Origin of the sequence: Streptomyces sp. SKN60 (assembly GCF_026236535.1) — a bacterium.
Lineage (GTDB): Bacteria > Actinomycetota > Actinomycetes > Streptomycetales > Streptomycetaceae > Streptomyces.
The window spans coordinates 436,086-456,354 of record NZ_JAHTMW010000002.1 but is presented as its reverse complement, the minus strand read 5'-3'; the positions used below and the strand labels follow the sequence as shown (position 1 = coordinate 456,354).

The following is a 20,269-nucleotide window of genomic DNA, read 5'->3' as shown; positions in this document are numbered from 1 at the left end:
CCCACTCACTCCTTGCCGGACGGTTTCTCTTGGCTGAGTACATCTACACCATGCGCAAGACGCGCAAGGCGCACGGCGACAAGGTCATCCTCGATGACGTGACGCTGAGCTTCCTGCCCGGTGCGAAGATCGGTGTGGTCGGCCCGAACGGTGCCGGTAAGTCCACCGTGCTGAAGATCATGGCCGGTCTGGAGCAGCCCTCCAACGGTGACGCGTTCCTCTCGCCCGGCTACTCCGTCGGCATCCTCATGCAGGAGCCGAAGCTGGACGAGTCCAAGACCGTGCTGCAGAACGTCGAGGACGGCGTCGCCGAGGTCAAGGGCAAGCTCGACCGGTTCAACGCCATCGCCGAGGAGATGGCCACGAACTACACGGACGAGCTCATGGAGGAGATGGGCAAGCTCCAGGACGACCTGGACCACGCCAACGCGTGGGACCTGGACGCCCAGCTGGAGCAGGCCATGGACGCCCTGGGCTGCCCGCCCGGCGACTGGCAGGTCAACAACCTCTCCGGTGGCGAGAAGCGCCGCGTGGCGCTCTGCAAGCTGCTCCTTGAGGCTCCCGACCTGCTGCTCCTCGACGAGCCCACCAACCACCTCGACGCCGAGTCGGTGAACTGGCTGGAGCAGCACCTCGCCCAGTACAAGGGCACCGTCGTGGCCATCACCCACGACCGGTACTTCCTCGACAACGTCGCCGAGTGGATCCTCGAGCTCGACCGCGGCCGCGCCATCCCGTACGAGGGCAACTACTCCACGTACCTGGAGAACAAGGCCTCCCGCCTCAAGGTCGAGGGCCAGAAGGACGCCAAGCGGCAGAAGCGCCTCAAGGAAGAGCTGGAGTGGGTCCGCTCCAACGCCAAGGGCCGTCAGGCCAAGTCCAAGGCGCGCCTCGCCCGCTACGAGGAGATGGCCGCCGAGGCCGACAAGATGCGGAAGCTGGACTTCGAGGAGATCCAGATCCCGCCGGGCCCGCGGCTCGGCAGCATCGTCGTCGAGGTCGAGAAGCTCAACAAGGCCTTCGGCGAGAAGGTCCTGGTCGACGACCTGTCCTTCACCCTGCCCCGCAACGGCATCGTCGGCGTGATCGGCCCGAACGGCGCCGGCAAGACCACGCTCTTCAAGATGCTGCAGGGCCTGGAGACCCCGGACTCCGGCGACATCAAGGTCGGCGAGACCGTCAAGATCTCGTACGTCGACCAGGGCCGCGCCAACATCGACCCGAAGAAGACGCTGTGGGAGGTCGTCTCCGACGGCCTGGACTACATCAACGTCGGCCAGGTCGAGATGCCGTCCCGCGCCTACGTCTCCGCGTTCGGCTTCAAGGGCCCGGACCAGCAGAAGCCGGCCGGCGTGCTCTCCGGCGGTGAGCGCAACCGTCTCAACCTCGCGCTCACCCTCAAGCAGGGCGGCAACCTGCTGCTCCTCGACGAGCCGACCAACGACCTCGACGTCGAGACCCTCTCCTCGCTCGAGAACGCGCTGCTCGACTTCCCGGGCTGCGCCGTGGTCGTCTCCCACGACCGCTGGTTCCTCGACCGGGTCGCCACGCACATCCTGGCGTACGAGGGCGACTCGAAGTGGTTCTGGTTCGAGGGCAACTTCGAGTCCTACGAGAAGAACAAGATCGAGCGCCTCGGCCCGGACGCGGCCCGTCCGCACCGCGCCACCTACAAGAAGCTCACCCGAGGCTGATCAGCACATGGCCCGGCACATCTACTCCTGCCCCCTCCGCTGGTCGGACATGGACGCCTTCGGCCACGTCAACAACGTGGTCTTCCTCCGCTACCTGGAGGAGGCGCGGATCGACTTCATGTTCCGGCTGGCACCGGGCGACGGGAGCCCGTCGTTCTCCGGCGGGTCCGTCGTGGCCCGCCACGAGATCGACTACCTGCGACCCCTTGTGCACCGGCACGAGCCGGTCACCATCGAGTCCTGGGTGACGAAGATGGGCGCGGCCTCGCTGACGATCGCGTACGAGATCAAGGACCCCGACGTCACGTACGTGCGGGCGTCCACGGTCGTCGTGCCGTTCAACCTGGAGACGCAGCGTCCGCGCCGCATCTCCGACGAGGAGAAGTCCTTCCTCAAGGAGTACATGGACGACGGGATGACCTCGTCCCCGTGACTCCTCTCGCTCCGCTGCACTTCGACGACGCCAGGGAGGCGGCGGGCCTCGCCGCCTTCCTGCGCCGGCTGCTGCACTACGACCGGGCCGCCGCCGTCCGCCTCCAGGCGGGGGGCGGCGCGCTCGCCGTGTTCGGACGCCCGCCGTCGTTCGAGGTCATCGCGATCCGCACGGCCCGCCTGGTCGACGCCGTCGACCTGGACGTGACCGTGTCCGCCGGCGAGCTCCTGGAGGGCATCGAGGAGTCCGCCGGCAAGGCGGTCGTCCCCGACGCCGTCACCGGCCCCCCGTGGGCCGGGGTCCTGCCGCCCCGCGGCGGCTGGGAGCCGGTCGCCGGACTGCCGGACGCCGCCGCGATGCGCGGCGCGGTCGGCGCGGCCGTGGCCGAGTTCCGCACCCGCGACGAGGAACTGCCCGAGGAGCGGCGCACCCGCGCCGAGCGCGACCGCATCGGCCGCGAGATCTGGTCCCGCACCCTCGCCGACACGGGCCTCCCGCTGCGCGCCGTGCACGCCGCCCAGTCCCTCGGCTTCCTGCCGGACCTCCCCGGTGCCCAGCTCCCGGTCGCCCTGTTCGCCGCCGGGCCCTGGCTGCGGCTGCGCACCCCGTACGGGTCGGTCGCGCTCCGTACCGTACAGGCGTCCCTCACGGTCACTCCGGCCCGGTGACGAACCGGTGACCGATGTGCTGCTCGCCGTCGACGCCGAGCTGACCTCCGACGCGCTCGACGCTCTCTTCCACGCCTCCTGGCCCGGCCACCGGGACACCGACTTCACCGCCGTGTTCGCCCGCCGGCTGCTGCATGTCACCGCGTGGCGGGACAGCCGGCTCGTCGGCTATGTGAACGTCGTCGGCGACGGCGGCGCGCACGCCTTCCTGCTCGACACCACCGTCCACCCCGACGAGCGCCGCCGGGGTCTCGGCGTCGCGCTGGTACGCGAGGCGGCCGTGGCCGCGCGCGGGCGCGGCGCGCACTGGCTGCACGTGGACTACGAGCCGCACCTCACCGCCTTCTACGAGCAGTGCGGCTTCACGCCCACGGCCGCCGGGCTCCTGGCCCTTCGGTAGCCAGGCGCTCAGCTCGCGGCGTCGTCCGGCCACACCCCGATGTGGTCCTGCTCCAGTTCGAGCGCCACGCGGTGCCGCATGTCCAGGGCCTCCGTGTACTCGGCGGGCAGCTGGAGCCGGCCCGCGCGGTCGAGCATCGCGTACTCCCGGGCCACCAGGGACTCCTGGCCCGTCTCGTCGACCTCCGTGCGGCGCAGCACCTCGGAGGAGGTGCGGCCGTCGCGGATGGCGACGGTGCGGCGCACCTCGGAGGCGACGGCCTGGTCGTGGGTGACGATCACGATGGTGGTGCCCAGCTCCTCGTTGGCGCGCCGGAACGCGGCGAAGACCTGCTCGCCGGTGGCCGAGTCCAGCTCGCCGGTGGGCTCGTCGGCGAGCAGCACCGAGGGGTTGTTGGCGAGGGCGACGGCGATGGCCACCCGCTGCTGCTGGCCGCCGGACATCTGGTGCGGGCGCCGGTCGGCGTGCTCGGACATGCCGAGCATCGCGAGCAGCTCCTCGGCCCGCCGGGCCTTCTGCCGGGCGCCTCCCTTGCGCCCGTCCTTCAACTGCATGGGCAGGGCCACATTCTGAGCTGCCGTCAGATAGGGCAGCAGATTGCGGGCGGTCTGCTGCCAGACGAAGCCGACGACCTCGCGGCGGTAGCGCAGCCGGGCCTTGCCGTCCATGGCGAGCAGGTCGCAGCCCGCGACCTTGGCCGCGCCGGCGGTCGGCACGTCGAGCCCGGCGAGGATGTTCATCAGGGTGGACTTGCCGGAGCCGGAGGCGCCGACGAGCGCCATCAGCTCGCCCTCCGTGACCAGCAGGTCCAGGCCCTGGAGGGCCTGCACCTCCACCCCGTCGGTGGTGAAGATGCGTACCAGCCGGTCGCAGGCGATCAGCGCGTCGTGCCCGTACGAGGGCCGGTCCCGGCGCGCCGTCGCCCGCCGCTCCAGCTCCTCCAGCGTGGTACCCGTGGTCCCCGGGGTTGTCGTCGTCATCGTGCGTCTCCTGCCCTGAGTTCCTTGATCGAGCCCCTGCGGGCCACCCACCACGCCTGCGTTCCGGCGACCGCGCCGGTGAGGAGCACCACCGCGACCGCCGGGACCGCGAGCGACCAGCCGTCCGCCCGCAGCGCGGTGCCCAGGGCCATGGCCTCGTCCGGCGCGGCGGCGAGCGCCAGCCGGATCAGGTCGACGCCCGGCGAGAGCAGCGCGATCGTCGCCCAGCCCACGAGCACGCCGCCCACGGCCGCGAGGACCGCCTGCGGCAGCGCTTCGAGTCCGAGCAGCTGCCGGCCCTGGCGGCGGGTGAGGCCCATGGTGCGCAGCCGGGCGAGCAGCGTGGTGCGCTCGGGCGCGGCCTGCAGCAGCGAGAGCAGCACGGCCAGGACGGCGTAGCCCGCGCCCGCGCCGATCGCCGCGCGGTAGATCCGCTCGGCGCCCGTCTGCATGGGCGAGTCGACGTACGCGGCCCGCTTCTCCGCGCGCAGCACCACCTGGAGGGTCTGGTTCACCCCGGTGACCGCGCTCCGCAGCGCCCGCCCGTCGAGGGCGCCGTCCGGGCCGCCGGTGACGAGCAGGGAGGTGGCCGCCCGGTTGGTGAGGTCCGCGCCGTTGACGACGAGGAACTCCTTGTCGGGCAGGCCGGGGGTGGCGGCGCGGACGGCGACCACCTTCACATGGAAGCGGCCGGCCGCCGCGATGATCTCCATGGGCTTGTCGCCGAGGCGTTCGGCGACCCGCGGCGAGGCGATGGCCGGGATCACCCGGGCGTTGTCCCCGACGTGCCCGGGGCCGCCCGTGCCGGTGGACCTGAGCAGCCCGGCGGGGAAGCCGCCGATGCCGGTACGGGCGGCGAGCCGGGTGTACGAGGCGGGCTCGACGCCGATCAGCGGGGCGCCCATGCCGTGGTCGGAGGTGCCGCGGTGCGAGGGCAGTTCGAGCCCGTACTCGACCTGCACGGGCGACACCTCCCGCACGCCGGGGACGCTCCGTACCTTCTCGGCGACGCCGGCGGGCAGCGGGGCCGAGGCGAGTTCGCCGACCACCCGGGCGTCGGCGCCGGTGGCCAGGTAGGCGGCCGTGTCGCGGACGTCGGACACCCCGGTGAGCACGGAGCCGCCGAACGCGGCCGTCGTCAGCGCGAGCAGCAGCGCGAGCAGCGGCAGCGCGCCCGAGGCGGAGGAGCGGCCCGCCCGGGCGAGCGACAGGAAGCCGATCGCGCCGCGCAGTCTGCGGGTGGGCCGGGCGGCCCAGCGCAGCGGCAGCGGATAGAGCAGCACGAGCACGAACGCGGCGATCAGGGCGACGAGCACCGGCGCGGCGCTGACCAGGTAGTCGCCGGAATCGCCGGTGCCGCGGCGGCGCAGCGCGGTGACGGCGGCCACGGCGAGGACGAGGAAGGTCAGTTCGGCGACGGTGCGGCGGGCGGAGGGCCGGGCGCCGATCAGGTCCTCGCGGCCGCCGTGCAGCCGGGGCCTGCGGTGCAGGAACACCGCGCGCACCGGCAGCACCAGGGAGGCGACCGCGGCGACGGCGGCGGCGCCCGCGCAGGCGGGCAGCAGCCGGGCCCCGGCGCCGCCCGCGAGCAGCACGGCGAGGAGCAGCCCGAGCGCGGCGGCGGGGACGGCGATCGCGGCGGTCTCGGCGAGCAGCCGGCCGCCGATGCCGGTCAGGGAGGCGCCGCGCGAGCGCAGCAGGGCGAGTTCGTGGTGCCGGCGGGCGGTGAAGAGGCTGCCGGTCATGGCGAGGACGACGAGGGCGACGGCGCCGATGCCGAAGGCGGCGACGGCGACGACCGAGGCGATGGCGGTGCGGGTTCCCGCGTATCCGGCGAGGATCTCGTCGAGGTCGGTGCTGAACGCCCCGCCGGCGCCGAGGACATCGCGCAGCTTCACCAGGGCCGGTCCGTCGCCCGCCGAGTCGAGGGCGGCGGTGAGCCGTTCGGTGTCGAGGGCGGTGAGGTGGCGGACGTCGGGCGCGAACCGCCAGTACTGCTCGGGCTCGCCGAGCGTGCCGACCGTCGCGGGCGCGCTCTCGGGCGATACGAGGAGGGTGCCCACCCAGTAGTAGCGGGGCTCGTCCTCCTTCGTGGCGTCGAGGAACGGGTCGTGCAGCACCGGCTCGGTCGCCCAGTAGGGGCCCTCGGTCCCGCGCGGCTCGACGATGCCGGTGACGGCGACCGGCTTCGGGTTGCCGTCGACGCCGGGGACGTGGACGACGGAGCCGACCGTGATGCCGATGGCCTTGGCGGTCTTGGTGCTGACCGCCGCCTCCATGCCGTCGGCCGTGCCTCGTGGCATGCGGCCGGCCGTGAGCGTGGCATGCCCGGCCAGGTCGGACGGCGCGTCCAGGACGAACTGCGGCGCCACCCCGTCCGGCCGGGTCAGGAACGGGTCGGGCGCCGTCAGCCGCTTGGTCGTCCGCACCCCGTACGCCGACCCGACGGGGTCCGCCCGCAACGGCGCCGGCAGCGCCGGGAGCAGCTTGTCCCGGATCGCCCGCAGCTTCTCCGGCGCGAACTTCGCCGCCCGCGCCTCCGGCGCCAGGCTGCTCGGCACGTCGGCGGTCAGCGTCAGCGCGCTGGTGCGCGGCTCGGCACTGCCGACGGCGTGCCGCAGCCCCTCGGTCTCGTACGTGTCGACGGTCCGCGGCAGCGCGGCGGCGAGGAACGCCGTCACCAGCACGAGCAGCCCGTACGCGAACGCCGCCCCCGGCGCCGTCCGCAGTCGGGTACGGACCCAGGGCGCCACGGAGCGGACGGGCTTGCGGGGCATGGCGTTCGCCTTTCCGCGGGCGGGGGAGGTGGAGGACGGTGGCTGCGGGGAGCGGGTGGCCGGCATCAGCGGCCCCCTCGGGTGGTGGCGGGGCGTGTCTTCCGGAGGGCGGTGCCGCCTGCCCCTCCGAGCCGGGCCCGCGGCCTCCACTGCCCGGCACACGGAGCGGCGCCCTCGGGCGGCCCCGACAGGGCCTTCGGGCGCGGCTCCCGTGCCCGAAGGGCTACGGGCGCCGGAGACCGGCGCCGGGTGGTCGGTGCCGGGCGCCCGCCCTGTGCGGCGGGCTGCGGAGCCAGCGGCCCGCGCCCGGCGGCGGCCGGCGGTGTCGCGGTCTTCGTGAGCGGTGTCGTCACTGGTCCCCCTGGCTGCGCAGGGTGACCGCCGGGTCCGTGCGGCGGAGGGCGATGGTGGCGACGATCGTCAGGGGGAGTGCGGCGACGGCGGCGAGGAGCAGGGACACGTGGGGGAGGGGGAGTTGGACCAGGGGGGTGGGGACCGGGCGGTCGGCCTGGGCGGTGAGGACGATCAGGGGGACGACCGCGCGGGTGAGGACGGTGCCGAGGGCGACGCCGACGAGCAGGCCGATGCCGACGAGGAGGCCCTGTTCGGCGGCGAGCAGGCGGGCGAGTTGGCGGCGCGGGGCGCCGAGCGCGCGGAGCAGGCCGAACTCGCGGCTGCGTTCCCGCAGGGAGCCGGCCGAGGAGACGGCGAAGCCGACGGCGGCGAGGGCGGCGGCGGCCGCCGCGACCGCCATGAGGGCGGAGTTGGGGCCGGCGCCGAGCGGGTCGCCGAGGAGTTCGGCCGCGGCCTCGTCCCGTACGAGTACCAGGGAGGGGTCGGCGTCGCTGCCGGACCGGAGGGTCCTGGCGACCTCGGCGGCCTTGCCGGGGGCGGTGGTGAGCCACCACTCGGTGGGCGCCAGGGTCGCGCCCGGGGCGCCGGACAGGGCCTGGTTGGCGGTGTTCAGGTCGACCAGGATCGCGCCGCCGTCCTGGGGGACGGCGTCGGGGGAGGCCGCGGTGACGGCCCGGGCGCCGGGCCCGGTGGTGGGCAGTTCGCGGACCGTGCCGGCGATCGTCACCTTGAGGGTGGCGCCGCCGAAGGTGACGCCGACGGTGTCGCCCTCCTTCGCGCGGGTCGCCGCGAGGAAGGCGTCGGTGGCGAGCGCCGGGACCGTCGCCGGCCGGGCGCCGCGCGGGGCGGACAGGGACAGCGTGTAGCCGTCGGTGCCGGGACCGGCCTCGCCGGGCCCGACGGTGAAGGGCGCGGAGAGCAGCACGCCGGAGCCGGAACCGGAACCGGAACCGGAACCGGAACCGGAGCCGGAGCCGGCAGCCACCGGCTGGGCCGTGGTCTCGCCGTTGTCGCGCTCGGCCCGGTACTCGCCGGTCCATTCGGCAAGGGAGCCGCTCGTGCCGCTCGTGCCGCTCGTGCCGATCGGCCGCTGGGCCTCGCCGGCGCCCATCGAGACCAGCCCCTCGACCGCGAGCCGGTGCGGGCCGCCGTCCGCCGCCTCGCCGCTGATCTCCAGGCCGGTCAGCACGAAGCCCCGGGCGTCCGCGAGTTCGGGCAGGGCCACCTGGAGCCGGTGGCTGTGCCCGTCGGCCGGGAGGGTGCCGAGCAGCCGGCGGTACGGGACGCCGTAGCCGTCCTCCAGGACGACGGTGACCCGGGCGGGCGGTGGGCCGCCGGGTGCGCCGGCGCGCAGCGTGAGCGCCAGGGCGCGGGTGTCCCCGGGCAGTTCGACGCCCGTACGGGGACCGGCCTTGGGCTGTACGGCGGCGAGCCGCTCGGCCGCCGAGCCGCCCGCGAGGTCGGGGCGGAACAGCATGCCGTCGGCGGCCCGCCGGGTGTCCATGGCGAGCACGGTGGCGTTGCGGCCGGTGAGGTCGGTGCTGCCCCGGTGCACGGGCGCGGCCTGGCGTACGCCCGGCATGGCCGCGAGCCGCTCGGTCCTGGCGAGCTCGCCGGGGCCCGCGCTCAGCACCCGCAGGTCCGCGCCGGTGCGGAAGTCGGCCTGGTCGCGCTGCGAGCGGTCCCAGGAGTCGCGCTGGCCGATCGCCAGCATGCCCATGGCGACGGCGAGTATGAGCAGCAGCACCGGGCCCGCGCCGCGCAGCGGCCGGCGGCTGAACTGCCAGCCGGCGAGCGCCGTCGGCAGGCCCCGGCCGCCCGCCGCGCGCCGCTCGGCCAGCCGGGCCGCGGGCGGCAGCAGCCGCAGGGTGAGGACGGTGCCGGCGAGCAGCCCGAGCGCGGGTGCCGCCACGAGCAGCGGATCGACGCCGAGGGTGCCGGTACGGTCCCCAGCGAGCGCGCCGCCGCCGGTCTGCCGGTCGAGCTGCCAGTAGGCGATGCCCGCGACGAGCAGCAGCGCGAGGTCGGCGCCGGCCCGGACGGGTCCGGGCAGCGCGGCGGAGCGGCCCTTGCGCAGCGAGATCCCGGCGCCGTCCCCGGTGGCGAGCGCGGGGGCGACGACGGCGGCGGCGCAGCACAGCGCGACCGCGGCGGCCACCAGCCAGACCGTGGGCGGGGGAGCGGCGCCTAGCCCGCCGCCGAGCGCGTCGAGCGTGGTCCGGTCGGCGACGAGCCGGGTCAGCGGGCCGGAGAGCAGTGGGGCGGCGATCGCGGCGGGCAGCGCGAGGAACAGCGCCTCGACGGCGGCGAGTCCGGCGATCCGGCGGCGCGAGGCGCCCCGCGCGCGCAGCAGGTCGGTCTCGCCGGAGCGTTCGGTGCTGAGCAGCCGGGCGACGAGCAGCAGCGCGTAGGCGGCGAGCAGCACCAGCTGCACGGCGACGATCGAGAGGGTGGAGCGGGCGACGAGCAGTGCCCGGTCGGTCTGCTCCAGGACGGTCGGCAGCGAGGTGGTGGCGCTGACGGTGGTGCCGAAGCCCGCGGTGTCGGCGAGCAGCGCCTTGGGGCCCTCGGTGGCGGCGGTCCGCAGACCGTCCATCCGGTCGGTGGTGAGACCGGTGTAGTCGGCCACGCCGAGCCAGGACGTGTCGCCGGCGGTGAGCCGCCCGGAGCCGAGCAGGGCGGGATCGGTGAGCAGCGGGCCGTACGTGGTGAAGACCAGGGTCTTCACGCCGCGGCCGGCCGCCGGGTCGAGCTGCCAGTAGAGGTCGGCGGTGTCGACGGGCCGGTAGACGCCGGTGATCCGGGTCGTCACGGTGGCGCCGGTGAGCCGGTCGGTGAGCTTCAGGACGGCGTCCGGAGCCACCCCGAGCCGGCGCGCGGCCTCCTCGGGCACGGCGCTCTCGACCGCGTCGCGCGGGCCGGTCGCCTTCGCCCCGCCGGCCTTGGGCCAGGCGCCCCGCACCAGGGTGATCCGGGACCGGTCGAGCGCCGCGAACTGGGTGAGGTCCGGCTCGCCGGAGCGCGCGGCGGGCGGCTGGAGCGAGCGGGGCAGGGCGTACGGCCCCGAGGTCTCCAGCTTCCGCACGGTGACCGGGAGCCCGGCGAAGGTCCGCTCGGCGCCCGCGCGGGCGGCCGCGTCGGCGCTCGCCCGCTTCGCGTCCGGGATCCGGCCCCTGACCACGAGGGCGGCGGCGGGGGCGGAGCGGCCGGTGAGCGTGCTCCGCAGCGCGGCGTCGCCGATGGAACCGGAGAATGCGGCCAGGGTGGCGAGGACGGAGGTGGTCAGGAGGACCGCGAGCAGGGCCGCGGCCAGGAGCAGCCGGTGCGCCCTGACGCGCAAAAGTACGAACCCCGTCACCCGGTTCCCCCCTGAAAGCACCGTGATCGTTCACTATCGAACGTTCTTCGGATGCTTTCAGAGGGCATCGGATCCGGAAACCGCTTTCGCGCCCACCTTGACGCGATCGTGACCGTTATCCGGCGTCAGGTCACCGGAATGTGTTCGTCCGCGAGCAGGCGGTCAGTCCGCGGTGTTGATCATCGAGGCGGCGGCGTACGTCAGATAGCGCCACAGCTGCTCCTCGTGCTCCGGCGCGAGCTCCAGCTCGTCCACCGCGTCCCGCATGTGCCGCAGCCACGCGTCGTGCGCCGCCCGGTCGACCGTGAACGGCGCGTGCCTCATCCGCAGCCGCGGATGGCCGCGGCGGTCGCTGTAGGTGTTCGGACCGCCCCAGTACTGCATGAGGAACAGCGCGAGCCGCTCCTCGGCCGGGCCCAGGTCCTCCTCCGGGTACATCGGCTTCAGCAGGGGGTCCTCCGCGACCCCCTGGTAGAAGCGGTGCACCAGGCGACGGAAGGTCTCCTCGCCCCCCACCTGCTCGTAGAAGGTCTGCTCCTGAAGCGTGCCGCGCGGAATCTCGTTCACCGTTCCATCGTCTCAGACGCACCGGACGAGGACCGGAGGTCTAGGACTTCCCGCCGCAGCGGCCCGGACCTGTGGCCGGATCCGGGCGGGGCGCAGGCGAGTGCAGGACAGTGGAGTCATGGAGGAGGTACGGCGCGACCCGTTCGCGGAGGAGGGCGCGCGGGCCCGGCGGGCACTGGTGCGGGAGATCGAGGCGTACGGCGCCCTGCGCGAGCCCGTCTGGCGCGCGGCCTTCGCCGCCGTCCCGCGCCATCTCTTCGTGCCGTCCTACTACGTCGCCGGGCCCGCCGGCTACGAACGCCGCTGGTCCGGCGACCCCGACCCGGCCCGCCGGGTCCGCTGGCTGCGCGGCGCCTACCGCGACCTCGCCCTCGCCACCCGGGTCCGGGACGGCGAGCTGCTCTCCTCCGCCAGCCAGCCCTCCCTGATGGCGAAGATGCTCGAAGCCCTGGACGTACGCGACGGGCACGACGTCCTGGAGATCGGCGCCGGCACCGGCTACCACGCGGCGCTGCTCTGCCACCGCCTCGGCGACGCCCACGTCACCACCGTCGACCTCGACGAGGAGATCGCCGAGTCCGCCCGCGCCCACCTCGCCGCCGCCGGGTACCGGCCGGCCGTGCTCACCCGCGACGGCGCCCGCGGCTGCCCCGAGCGCGCCCCGTACGACCGGATCGTGGCGACCTGCGCGGTGCCCTCCGTCCCGTACGCCTGGCTGGCCCAGTGCCGCCCCGACGCGCGGATCCTCACCCCGCTCTCCACCGGCCTGCTGCTGCTCGCGGTCCGCGACCGGGACCGCGCCGAGGGCCGCTTCCTGGCCGGCTCCGCGTACTTCGTCGCCCTGCGCGGCTCCGGCGCCCGCACCCCGCGCCCGCGCACCGCCGGAGTGCCCCGGCGGGTGTACGAGGACGAGGGCTTCCAGTTCCTGACCGGCCTGGCCGGCGACCGCCTCGACCTGCGCGAAGCGCTCTCGCTCTGGCAGCGCGAACGGCGGCCGGAGCGAGAGCGCTTCGGGGTGACGGTGAGCGGCGGCCGGCAGTGGGCCTGGCTGGACGACCCCGAGGGGCCGTACGCCTGGCCCCTGCCGGAGCTCTAACTGTTGCTCCAGCTGTTGCTCCAGCTGTTCTTCAGGGCTGTCAGCCGCGCCGTACGGTGATCGTCGTCCAGGCGCCGACGTGCACCCGGTCGCCCTCCTGGAGCTGCACCGGCACATAGGGCTGGATCGGGTCGGGCGAGCCGTTGATCGTCGTGCCGTTGGTGGAGTTCTGGTCCACCACCGCCCACGAACCGTCGGGCTGCGCCACCAGCACCGCGTGCTGGTGCGAGACGCCCGGGTCCTCCGGCGGCACCGACAGGTCGATGTCGGGCGACTCGCCGGTGGAGTGCCGGCGGCGGCCGATGCTGATCTGGTTGCCCTGCAGCGGGATGTGCTGCTCGGGGGAGTACGCGGGGAGGTTGAGCCCCCCGGCCTCCGGGCCGCTGCGCTGCATCATCGCCATGAAGTACTCGCGGTCCGGGCCGATCACCGCGGTCCAGCCGAGCTGCGACTGCGGGACCTGCGGCTGAGGCGCCTGGGGAGCCTGCGGGGCCTGGGGCTGCGGGACCGGCGGCGGGCCCTGCTGGAACTGCGGCGGCGGACCGCCCATCGGACCGGGACCCATCGGACCCGGACCCGGGGCCGGCGCGGGCGGGGCCGGGGGCTGCGGCATCGAGGGCGGCGACAGCATCCAGTCGTCGTCGGCCCGCGGCTGCGGCGGAGCGGGCTGCGGGGGCGCGGCCTGCGGCGGCGCGGCCGGGAAGCCCTGCGGGGCCTGGGGCGCCTGGGGCGTCTGCGGCATCGGCGGGCGCGGCGGCGCCTGGAGGTGCGTCGGGTCGGCGCCCAAGGGCTCGGCCGGCCGGTTCACCTGCGAGGGCCGCGAGCCCTGGTAGTCGAACGGGTCCGGCTGCTGACCCGGCATCGGCTGACCCGGCATCGGCTGACCCGGCATGGGCTGAGGCGGCATCGGCGGGCCCTGCGGCGGCTGACCCTGTACCGGCGGGGACTGGAAGCCCGGCGGCAGGTTCAGACCGGGCGGCGGACCCTGCGGACCCGGGCCCTGCGGCGCGCGGGGCGCGCTCTGCGGGGCGACCGGGGTGTAGGAGGTCGCCGTGTTGGTGAGGAAGTTCCAGCGGCACTCCTCGCAGAACGGCGCCATGTGCTCGCGCGGCGTCCGGCACTGCGGGCACAGCTCCGCCTGGGCGGTGGCGTTCGGGTCGCCGCCCGGGCCGAAGCCGCCGGGCGCGCCGGGCGGCGGCGGGACCGGCCCACCGGGAGCACCCGGACCACCAGGGCCCGGACCACCGGGGCCGGGATATCCGTACGCGGGAGGCGGCGGCGGGGGAGGCGGCGGTACGGCACCCGTCGGCGCACCCGCCCCGGCCGCCATGCGGTGGCCGCAGACCTCGCACCAGTCGTCGGAGACCGACTGGTGTCCGTTCGGGCAGGTCGGCATGTCGGTGCTTCCCCCTCTCCTCGTCCTCGCCCTGCCGGGCGGCGGCTTCCTCGCCCTGACGGGCTACTTCTTCACGCGAACGGTCTTGGTGGAGCGCGTCTCGAGAGTCATCTCGTCCGCTTCCGCGACCTTCGCCTTCAAACGCACAGTACCCGTCGCGGCGTCGACCACGTCCACCACCTTCGAAAGCAGTTTCGCGGTATCGGCGTTCCCGGAGGCCGCCGCCAGCTGCACCGCGCGCCCGAGCTTGGCCGTCGCGCCGTCGCGATCGCCCGATTTGCGGGCATCCAGACCCTGCTGGATGGCGTCGGCCAGCTCGGCCTGCCCGGTGTAGTGCGCGACCTGCGCGTTGATCGCGGTGGACATCACCATGTCGTCCGTCCACACCGCCCGTACCAGCCCCTGGGACAGCGTCACCGGCGCGCCGCCCGCCGGGTCCGGGACGATCAGCGAGACCCGGGCCGCCAGCATCTCCTGGCCGACCGCGGCCTGCGGCACCCGTACCGACACGTGGTAGTCGCGGGACTCGTCGCCCCACGAACCGGTCGGGTAGTCCCCGGCGCGCGGGCCCGCCTCGGTGCGCCGCCCGGACAGGTCCTCGACCGTCGGCGCCACCTGCTTCACGAAGCCGATCTCCACCCCCACCGGGGTCCACAGGCGCAGCGCGACGTCGGCGACCTCCTTGCCCATGGCGCCTTCCATCATGGTGGTGAAGTCGGCGGCGAGGCCGGCCGGGTCGGCGACGATGTCGGCGGTGCCGAGCAGCGCCGAGGCGATGCCGCGCACCTCCTCGACCTCCCAGTCGGTGCCGACCCCGCGCGCGTCGCAGGTGAAGCGGCCCGCGCAGGCGTCGAGCGCGGCCCGCAGGTCCTCCGGGGACTCGTGCTCGTTGCGCCCGTCGGTCAGCAGGATGCCGTGCCGGATGGCGGCGTCGGCGGAGGAGAGCAGCCGGTCGGCGAGTCGCAGCCAGGTGCCGATGGCGGTGCCGCCGCTCGCGCTCAGGGCGCGCAGCGCGTCCTTGGCCTCGGCGCGGGTCCGGGCGTCGGCGACGGCGAGCCGCCCGCCGCCCGGATACACCTCGCGCGCGATGTGGGTGCCGGCGACGACGGCGAAGGAGGTGCCGTCGCGCAGGGTGTCGATGGCGGCGGCGGTCGCCTCGCGGGCGCCGCGCATCTTGGTCGCCGGGTAGTCCATCGAACCGGAGCAGTCGAGCATCAGGACGACGGCCGCCGACCCACCGGCTGCGGCTGCGGATCCGCCGCCGGTGGTGGTCACGGTGACGATCGCGTTGACGTCCCGGCCGCCCTCCGGCAGGAACTCGTTCTGGTACACGTCCACCGAGAACCGCGGTCCGGTGGGTTTGGAGAAGTTCGCCATGGGTGATTCGGCTCCTCGGCTCACGAGAAGAGAAGGTCAAAGGGTTTACGGGGCGGACGGCGCCGGAAGCGCGAACGGCAGCAGCGCGACCGTGATGTTGTCGTGGCCGCCCCCGTCCAGGGCGTGGCCGACGAGCACCTGTGCCGCGTGCAGCGGGCGTTCGGCGGCGTCCGGCGGCATGATCCGGGCCATGTCCTCGGCGCCCTCGGCGTAGTTCCACAGACCGTCCGTGCAGACCACGACCACGCCCGGCCGGTCCGGCTTGAACGCGGCGGTGTGCGGCTCCAGTTCGTAGCTGTCGGCGCCGAGCCAGCCGGTGATCGCGTGGGCGCGCTCGTCCGCGTACGCCTGCGCCTCGTTCATCAGGCCCGCGGCGACCATCTGCGCGGCCCACGAGTCGTCCTCGGTGAGCCGGGCGGGCGGGGTGCCGCGGTCGTCGGGCACCCAGTAGGCCCGGCTGTCGCCGACCCAGCCGACGGTCAGCAGTCCGTCGGCGACGATCGCGCTGACGATGGTGCAGGCCGGGGCGTTCTGGTGCTCCCGCTCGCCGTCCGCCGGACGCTCGGCGAGCGCGGTGACCGCGTCGGCGGCCGCCACGATCGCCTCCTGCATGGCCTGCTGCGGGTGCGTGCCCCGCGGCAGCGCCGCGAGCAGCGTGGTGCGGGCGGCGGTGGCCGCCGCGGCGGAGGCCTCGTCGGGGCGGGTCGCCGAGGACACGCCGTCGCAGACCACGGCGAGCGCGGCCGGCAGCCCGCCGGGCAGCGCCGCCGAGGCCACCGCGAAGGAGTCCTCGTTGCGGTGGTGCCGCAGGCCCCGGTCACTGACGGCGGCCACCGCCGCCAGCTCCTCCTCCATGTGATCGCGGTCCCGCGGCTGCGCGTGCCCGCAGTGCTCGCAGTACCCGTCCCCGTCGACCCGTCCGGTCCGGCAGGCCACACACACCTTCCGGTCGTCGCCGGCCGCGGCCGCCGCCGCACCCGCCGCCCCTGCGGCAAGGGCCGCCCGCGGATCGGGCGCGGGCAGGGTGAAGTCCCCGTCCCCGTGCTCACCGGTCGCGCCGGTGGGGGCCGCGGCCGCTGCCGCGCCCGCCGGGTCGGCCACCGCCCCCTCGCCCGCCTCCGGCACCCCGTCCGTCCGCACCGGGATCGTCGGCAGGTCGCGGCCGCCGGAGTCGGTGCCCGGCAGCTCGCCGGGGTGCTGGGTGGCCGTGGTCAGGGAGTTGGGGTCGCGGGGCGGGGCGTCCGGCCAGTCCACGGGGAGCGCGATCGGGACGGTCGGGCGGTCCGGGACCTCGGCCGCCGAGAGGTCGTAGCCGCACGCGCCGCAGAACTTGTCCCCGGACTCCAGGGGTTCGGCGCACTCGGGGCAGGTCCCCAGGGGGTGCGGGGGCTTCGGTTTCAGCGGCATACTCACACCCACGTCCTGGGGCGGAAGCGGTTGGCCCGCTCCACCAGTTCGATCCTCTCCTCGCCGCGCTGGGCGAGCCGGGCGAGCACCCGGTAGGAGCGTTCGAGGCCGAAGCGCAGTCCGCGCTCGTCCAGTGCGCTGCCGAGCAGCACCGTGCCGGCCGGGCCCGCGCCCGGGCTGCCCGAGAGCACCCAGTCCAGGGCCGTGCCGAGCACCTCCGTCGACAGCTGCTCGCGGCGCACCGCGTCCAGGCCGAAGCCCTGCAGCGCCGAGACCTGCGCGGCGGCGGCCGTCAGGTCCGCGCCCAGCGGCTCGTTCGCGGGCCGCCGGCGCAGCCGGGCCCGTACCGCCGCGACCCGGGCCGCCGTGTAGTGGATCGACGACTCCGGCACCGACTCCAGGGTGCGCACCGCGCCGGGCCGGTCGCCGGCCGCGAGCTGCACCCGGGCCAGGCCGAAGGCGGCGCTGACATAGCTGGGGTCGGTCGCCCACACGAGCCGGTAGTACTCGGCGGCGTTGTCCAGCTGGCCGAGCAGCTCCGCGCACACGCCGAGCGCCAGCTTGGGCGCCGGCTCGCCGGGGAAGGCGTCGTAGATCGCGTCGAAGGACAGCGCCGCGCTCTCCCGGTCGCCCGCGATCAGCGCGGTCACGCCCCGGTACCAGACCACCCGCCAGTCGTCGGCGTGCCCGTCCTCCAGGTTGTCCAGGCTGCGCCCGGCGGCCACCAGGTCGCCCATCTCCAGGCGCGCCCGCAGCTCGCGCAGCCGCAGTTCGAGCGAGGCCACCGGCGCCGCGTGCAGCGCGGTGATCAGCTCGGCGGGCGCGGCGGCGAGCAGACCCGCGAGGAAACCGGCGTTGGGATCGGCCGCGTCGACCCGCGGCACCGGCAGCGCGAGCGCCGTCGCCGGCACGTCGAAGAGGCGCAGGAAACTGCCCGCCCGGCCGGTCACGGCGGTCGGCAGCGAGCGCCGGGCCCGCCGGGTCTCGCGCGCGCCGAGCACCGACACGTCCTCGGTCAGCTCCTCGAACAGCTCGGTGTCGGTGACCCGCGTCTCGGCGCCGAACAGCGTCGAGAGCGCCGGCCGCGGCCGCCCCGACTGCAGCGCGACGACCTCCCGGAGGACACCGGTCAGCTGCTCCGCCATCTCCTGCGCGGAGCCGAACCGGCGCGCCGGATCGGGGTCGGTGGCGCGCACCAGGAAACGGTAGAAGGACTCGTAGGTGCGGAAGACCTCGATGCCGTCCGGCTCGGGCAGCGAGTCGGCGAAGACATTGGTGTAGCCCTGGAAGTCGAAGGTCAGCACCGCCAGGGTGCGGGCCACCGTGTACAGGTCGCTCGCCACCGACGGGCCGACCTCGGCGACCTCCGGCGCCTGGTAGCCGACCGTGCCGTAGATCGCCGACTCGTCGTCGTCCATCCGCCGGACCGCGCCCATGTCGATGAGCTTCAGCTGGTCCTCGGTCTGGATCGCGTTGTCGACCTTGAAGTCGCAGTACAGCAGGTTGCGGCTGTGCAGATGGCCGAGCGCCTCCAGGGCCTCGATGCCGTACGCGCAGGCCTGCTCGACCGGCAGCGGGTCGCGCCGCCCGTCCGGGGTGCGCCGGTCGTTGGCGATCTCCTTGAGCGACTTGCCGCCCACGTACTCCATGACGATGTAGCCGTCCAGGGAGCCGGTGCGCTGGTCCAGGTGCTCGACGAAGTTGTAGATGCGGACGATGTTGGAGTGCTCGATCTCGGCGAGGAAGCGCCGCTCGGAGATGGCCGCGGCCATCGCGTCCTGGTCGCCGGTGTCGAGCAGGCCCTTGAGCACCACCCAGCGGTCCGAGACCGCCTTGTCGACGGCCAGATAGATCCAGCCGAGGCCGCCGTGCGCGAGACAGCCCACCACCTCGTACTGTCCGTGCACCACGTCGCCCGCGCGCAGCTTCGGCACGAAGGAGTACGGGTGCCCGCACTTGGTGCAGAAGCCCTCGGTGCGGCCCGCCCGGTCACCGCGCGAACGGCCCACCGGCGCACCGCAGTCGGAGCGCGAGCAGAATCGCTTCCTCTCGGGAACCTCCGGGCTCTCCATCACCGCGGCCCGCGGGTCCGGACGCGGCACCTCCGGCACCGTGACCAGGCCCGCGCCCAGCCGGCCGCGCGCCGAGGCGCCGCTCGACGAGCCCGAGCTGCGCACCGACACTGAACGGCCCGTGTTCCGCCCGGACAGCGAGCGCGAAAGGCGTCCCGACACCGAACGCCGGGACGCCGAGGAGCGCGCCGACCGCGAGGAGGTACGGGCGGAGGGCGCGGAACGGCCCGAGTCGCCGCCCCGGCCGGCCACCGCCATCCCGGTCCTGGTCGCCTGCAGCATCCCGCCGGGCGCGACGACCGGGGCGAGACCGCACGTGTCGCAGTACAGCTCGCCGCCGCCCATGTCCTCGTACGAGCCCTCGCACGTCGGACGCTGACAGCTGCTCACGCCGGTTCCCCCGCTCACCACTCGTTCCTCTGATCCCTCGGCCCGGACAGTACGTCCGCCGCCGCCCGCTGGTAGCGCAGCACCGCCTGCTCGGCGACCCGCAGATCGCAGGGGGCGCTCCACAGCATCCGGCGGGCCGCGTCGTACCGCTCGACGAGCAGCGGGTCCTCCGCCGCACCGAGCCGGGCCACCTTCGCCTTGTACGCGTCGAGCCGGCCGCGCAGTTCCGCGCGGACCGCGAGCGGCGCGGTCACCGCCGTCAACGACTCGCGGGCCCGCAGGAGTTCCTCCTCCGCCTCCTGCTCCAGGGCGTCGAGCAGCGGCGAGAGCCGGTGCCAGCGGGCGTGCCTGCGGTGCTCGGCGGCCGCCGCCAGACGCTCCTGGAGGGCCATCGGCGGTCCGCTGACCGCCGGCACCTCGGACGCGGCGATCTTCGCGAGCACCTCGCCGCGCGCCGCCCGCGCCTCGGCCAGCGTGCGGTCCGCCCGGGACAGCACGTCGCGCAGCCGCAGCAGCCGTTCCTCCGCGTCCTGCCGGACCTGCAGCACCGCCTCGATCTCGCGCCGGATGTCCTCCAGGGCGCGCGCCGCCGTGTCGTACCGCTCCGTGTCGGGCCGGCCGCCGCCCGGCGCCGAACTGCCCTGCGCGGGCCGCCAGAAGGCCAGCGGGTCCGACACCACCTGGACGCGCAGCGCGGTCAGCTCGGCGGTGATCGACTCCAGTTCGTCCCCGGCCGGGTGCTCCCCGGGCCGTACGCCCACCGAGTGCGCGAGCGACCGGGTCCGGCCCAGCTCGGCGGCGAGCAGGTCTATCCGCGCGGGCAGCGCCGACCAGACCGCGTCGGCGGTGACCACCACGTCGAGGGAGGACGCGTACAGCTCGTTCATCCGCGTGACGAGCCCGTCCAGGGTGAACCGCTCGGCCAGCGCCGTCTGTTCGAGCGCTCCGCCCGGCACGTGCACGCTCTCGCCGCGCAGCCGGTCGGTCAGCTCGACGAGCTCGTCGCGCCCGGGCCAGCGGCGCCTCGCCCGTACCTCACGGGTGTCGTGCAGGGCGGCCGTGTACGCGTCGAAGTACGCCCACAGCAGGGTGATCGACCGCTCGGCGGTCCGCCAGCGGTCCCGGGTGGTGCCGGTCAGCTCGGCGCCTTCGAGCAGTCTGCGGCCGGCGTGGTCCTGGAGGGCGAGGAGCGAGTCCTCGACCGCCTTGTGCTCCGCGCCGAGCCGCGCCAGCGCACGGTCCACCTCGTCCCGGTCCATCACCGGAGAACCGGGGGGTCCCGCGACGCCGCCCATCGATC

14 protein-coding genes are annotated in these 20,269 nt (G+C 74.9%); 5 read left to right on the top strand and 9 right to left on the bottom strand.

What is annotated here, in order from left to right; translation table 11 throughout:
• Positions 1-29 precede the first annotated feature (29 nt).
• Genes ettA through KV205_RS05150 form a run of 4 tightly spaced genes read left to right on the top strand, consistent with a single transcriptional unit; the run spans position 30 to position 3,195 of the window.
• Positions 30-1,694: an energy-dependent translational throttle protein EttA gene (ettA, locus tag KV205_RS05165; RefSeq protein WP_265862502.1), complete on the top strand. Its 1,665-nt coding sequence runs from the start codon at positions 30-32 to the stop codon at positions 1,692-1,694.
• 7 nt (positions 1,695-1,701) lie between these two features.
• On the top strand, positions 1,702-2,127 hold the full coding sequence (locus KV205_RS05160) for a thioesterase family protein (RefSeq protein ID WP_265862501.1): 426 nt from the start codon (positions 1,702-1,704) through the stop codon (positions 2,125-2,127).
• Positions 2,124-2,795 (top strand): hypothetical protein, encoded by a 672-nt coding sequence (locus KV205_RS05155; RefSeq protein ID WP_265862499.1) that lies wholly within the window; start codon positions 2,124-2,126, stop codon positions 2,793-2,795. The genes KV205_RS05160 and KV205_RS05155 overlap by 4 nt, the downstream gene beginning before the upstream one ends.
• Positions 2,796-2,802: 7 nt before the next feature.
• Entirely contained in the window at positions 2,803-3,195 is a 393-nt protein-coding gene (locus KV205_RS05150) for a GNAT family N-acetyltransferase (RefSeq protein WP_265862497.1), read from the top strand.
• An 8-nt stretch (positions 3,196-3,203) separates the two neighbouring features.
• Here KV205_RS05150 and KV205_RS05145 read toward each other — a convergent pair whose 3' ends face one another.
• The 4 genes from KV205_RS05145 to KV205_RS05130 form a co-directional block, all read right to left on the bottom strand.
• Positions 3,204-4,175: an ABC transporter ATP-binding protein gene (locus tag KV205_RS05145; protein ID WP_265862495.1), complete on the bottom strand. Its 972-nt coding sequence runs from the start codon at positions 4,173-4,175 to the stop codon at positions 3,204-3,206.
• Entirely contained in the window at positions 4,172-6,952 is a 2,781-nt protein-coding gene (locus tag KV205_RS05140) for an FtsX-like permease family protein (RefSeq protein WP_265862494.1), read from the bottom strand. Before KV205_RS05140 ends, KV205_RS05145 begins: the two co-directional genes overlap by 4 nt.
• 349 nt (positions 6,953-7,301) lie before the next feature.
• Positions 7,302-10,664: an FtsX-like permease family protein gene (locus KV205_RS05135; protein WP_265862493.1), complete on the bottom strand. Its 3,363-nt coding sequence runs from the start codon at positions 10,662-10,664 to the stop codon at positions 7,302-7,304.
• Between the two features lie 162 nt (positions 10,665-10,826).
• Positions 10,827-11,231: a globin gene (locus KV205_RS05130; protein WP_265862492.1), complete on the bottom strand. Its 405-nt coding sequence runs from the start codon at positions 11,229-11,231 to the stop codon at positions 10,827-10,829.
• A gap of 118 nt (positions 11,232-11,349) precedes the next feature.
• Here KV205_RS05130 and KV205_RS05125 point away from each other — a divergent pair, with 118 nt between their 5' ends.
• A complete protein-coding gene (locus KV205_RS05125; RefSeq protein ID WP_265862490.1) occupies positions 11,350-12,327 on the top strand; it encodes a methyltransferase domain-containing protein in 978 nt (325 codons plus the stop codon).
• A gap of 40 nt (positions 12,328-12,367) precedes the next feature.
• On the opposite strand, the gene KV205_RS05120 is transcribed toward KV205_RS05125, so the two are convergent.
• From KV205_RS05120 to KV205_RS05100, 5 genes are all read right to left on the bottom strand, one after another.
• Positions 12,368-13,723: an FHA domain-containing protein gene (locus tag KV205_RS05120; protein WP_265862488.1), complete on the bottom strand. Its 1,356-nt coding sequence runs from the start codon at positions 13,721-13,723 to the stop codon at positions 12,368-12,370.
• A 63-nt stretch (positions 13,724-13,786) separates the two neighbouring features.
• Complete coding sequence (locus KV205_RS05115; RefSeq protein WP_265862486.1) at positions 13,787-15,100, bottom strand: VWA domain-containing protein; 1,314 nt, start codon at positions 15,098-15,100, stop codon at positions 13,787-13,789.
• A gap of 45 nt (positions 15,101-15,145) precedes the next feature.
• Positions 15,146-16,507: a PP2C family serine/threonine-protein phosphatase gene (locus KV205_RS05110; protein ID WP_265862745.1), complete on the bottom strand. Its 1,362-nt coding sequence runs from the start codon at positions 16,505-16,507 to the stop codon at positions 15,146-15,148.
• A 2-nt stretch (positions 16,508-16,509) separates the two neighbouring features.
• On the bottom strand, positions 16,510-18,924 hold the full coding sequence (locus tag KV205_RS05105; RefSeq protein ID WP_274710131.1) for a serine/threonine-protein kinase: 2,415 nt from the start codon (positions 18,922-18,924) through the stop codon (positions 16,510-16,512).
• 59 nt (positions 18,925-18,983) lie between these two features.
• On the bottom strand, positions 18,984-20,228 hold the full coding sequence (locus tag KV205_RS05100; RefSeq protein ID WP_265862483.1) for a hypothetical protein: 1,245 nt from the start codon (positions 20,226-20,228) through the stop codon (positions 18,984-18,986).
• Positions 20,229-20,269 lie beyond the last annotated feature (41 nt).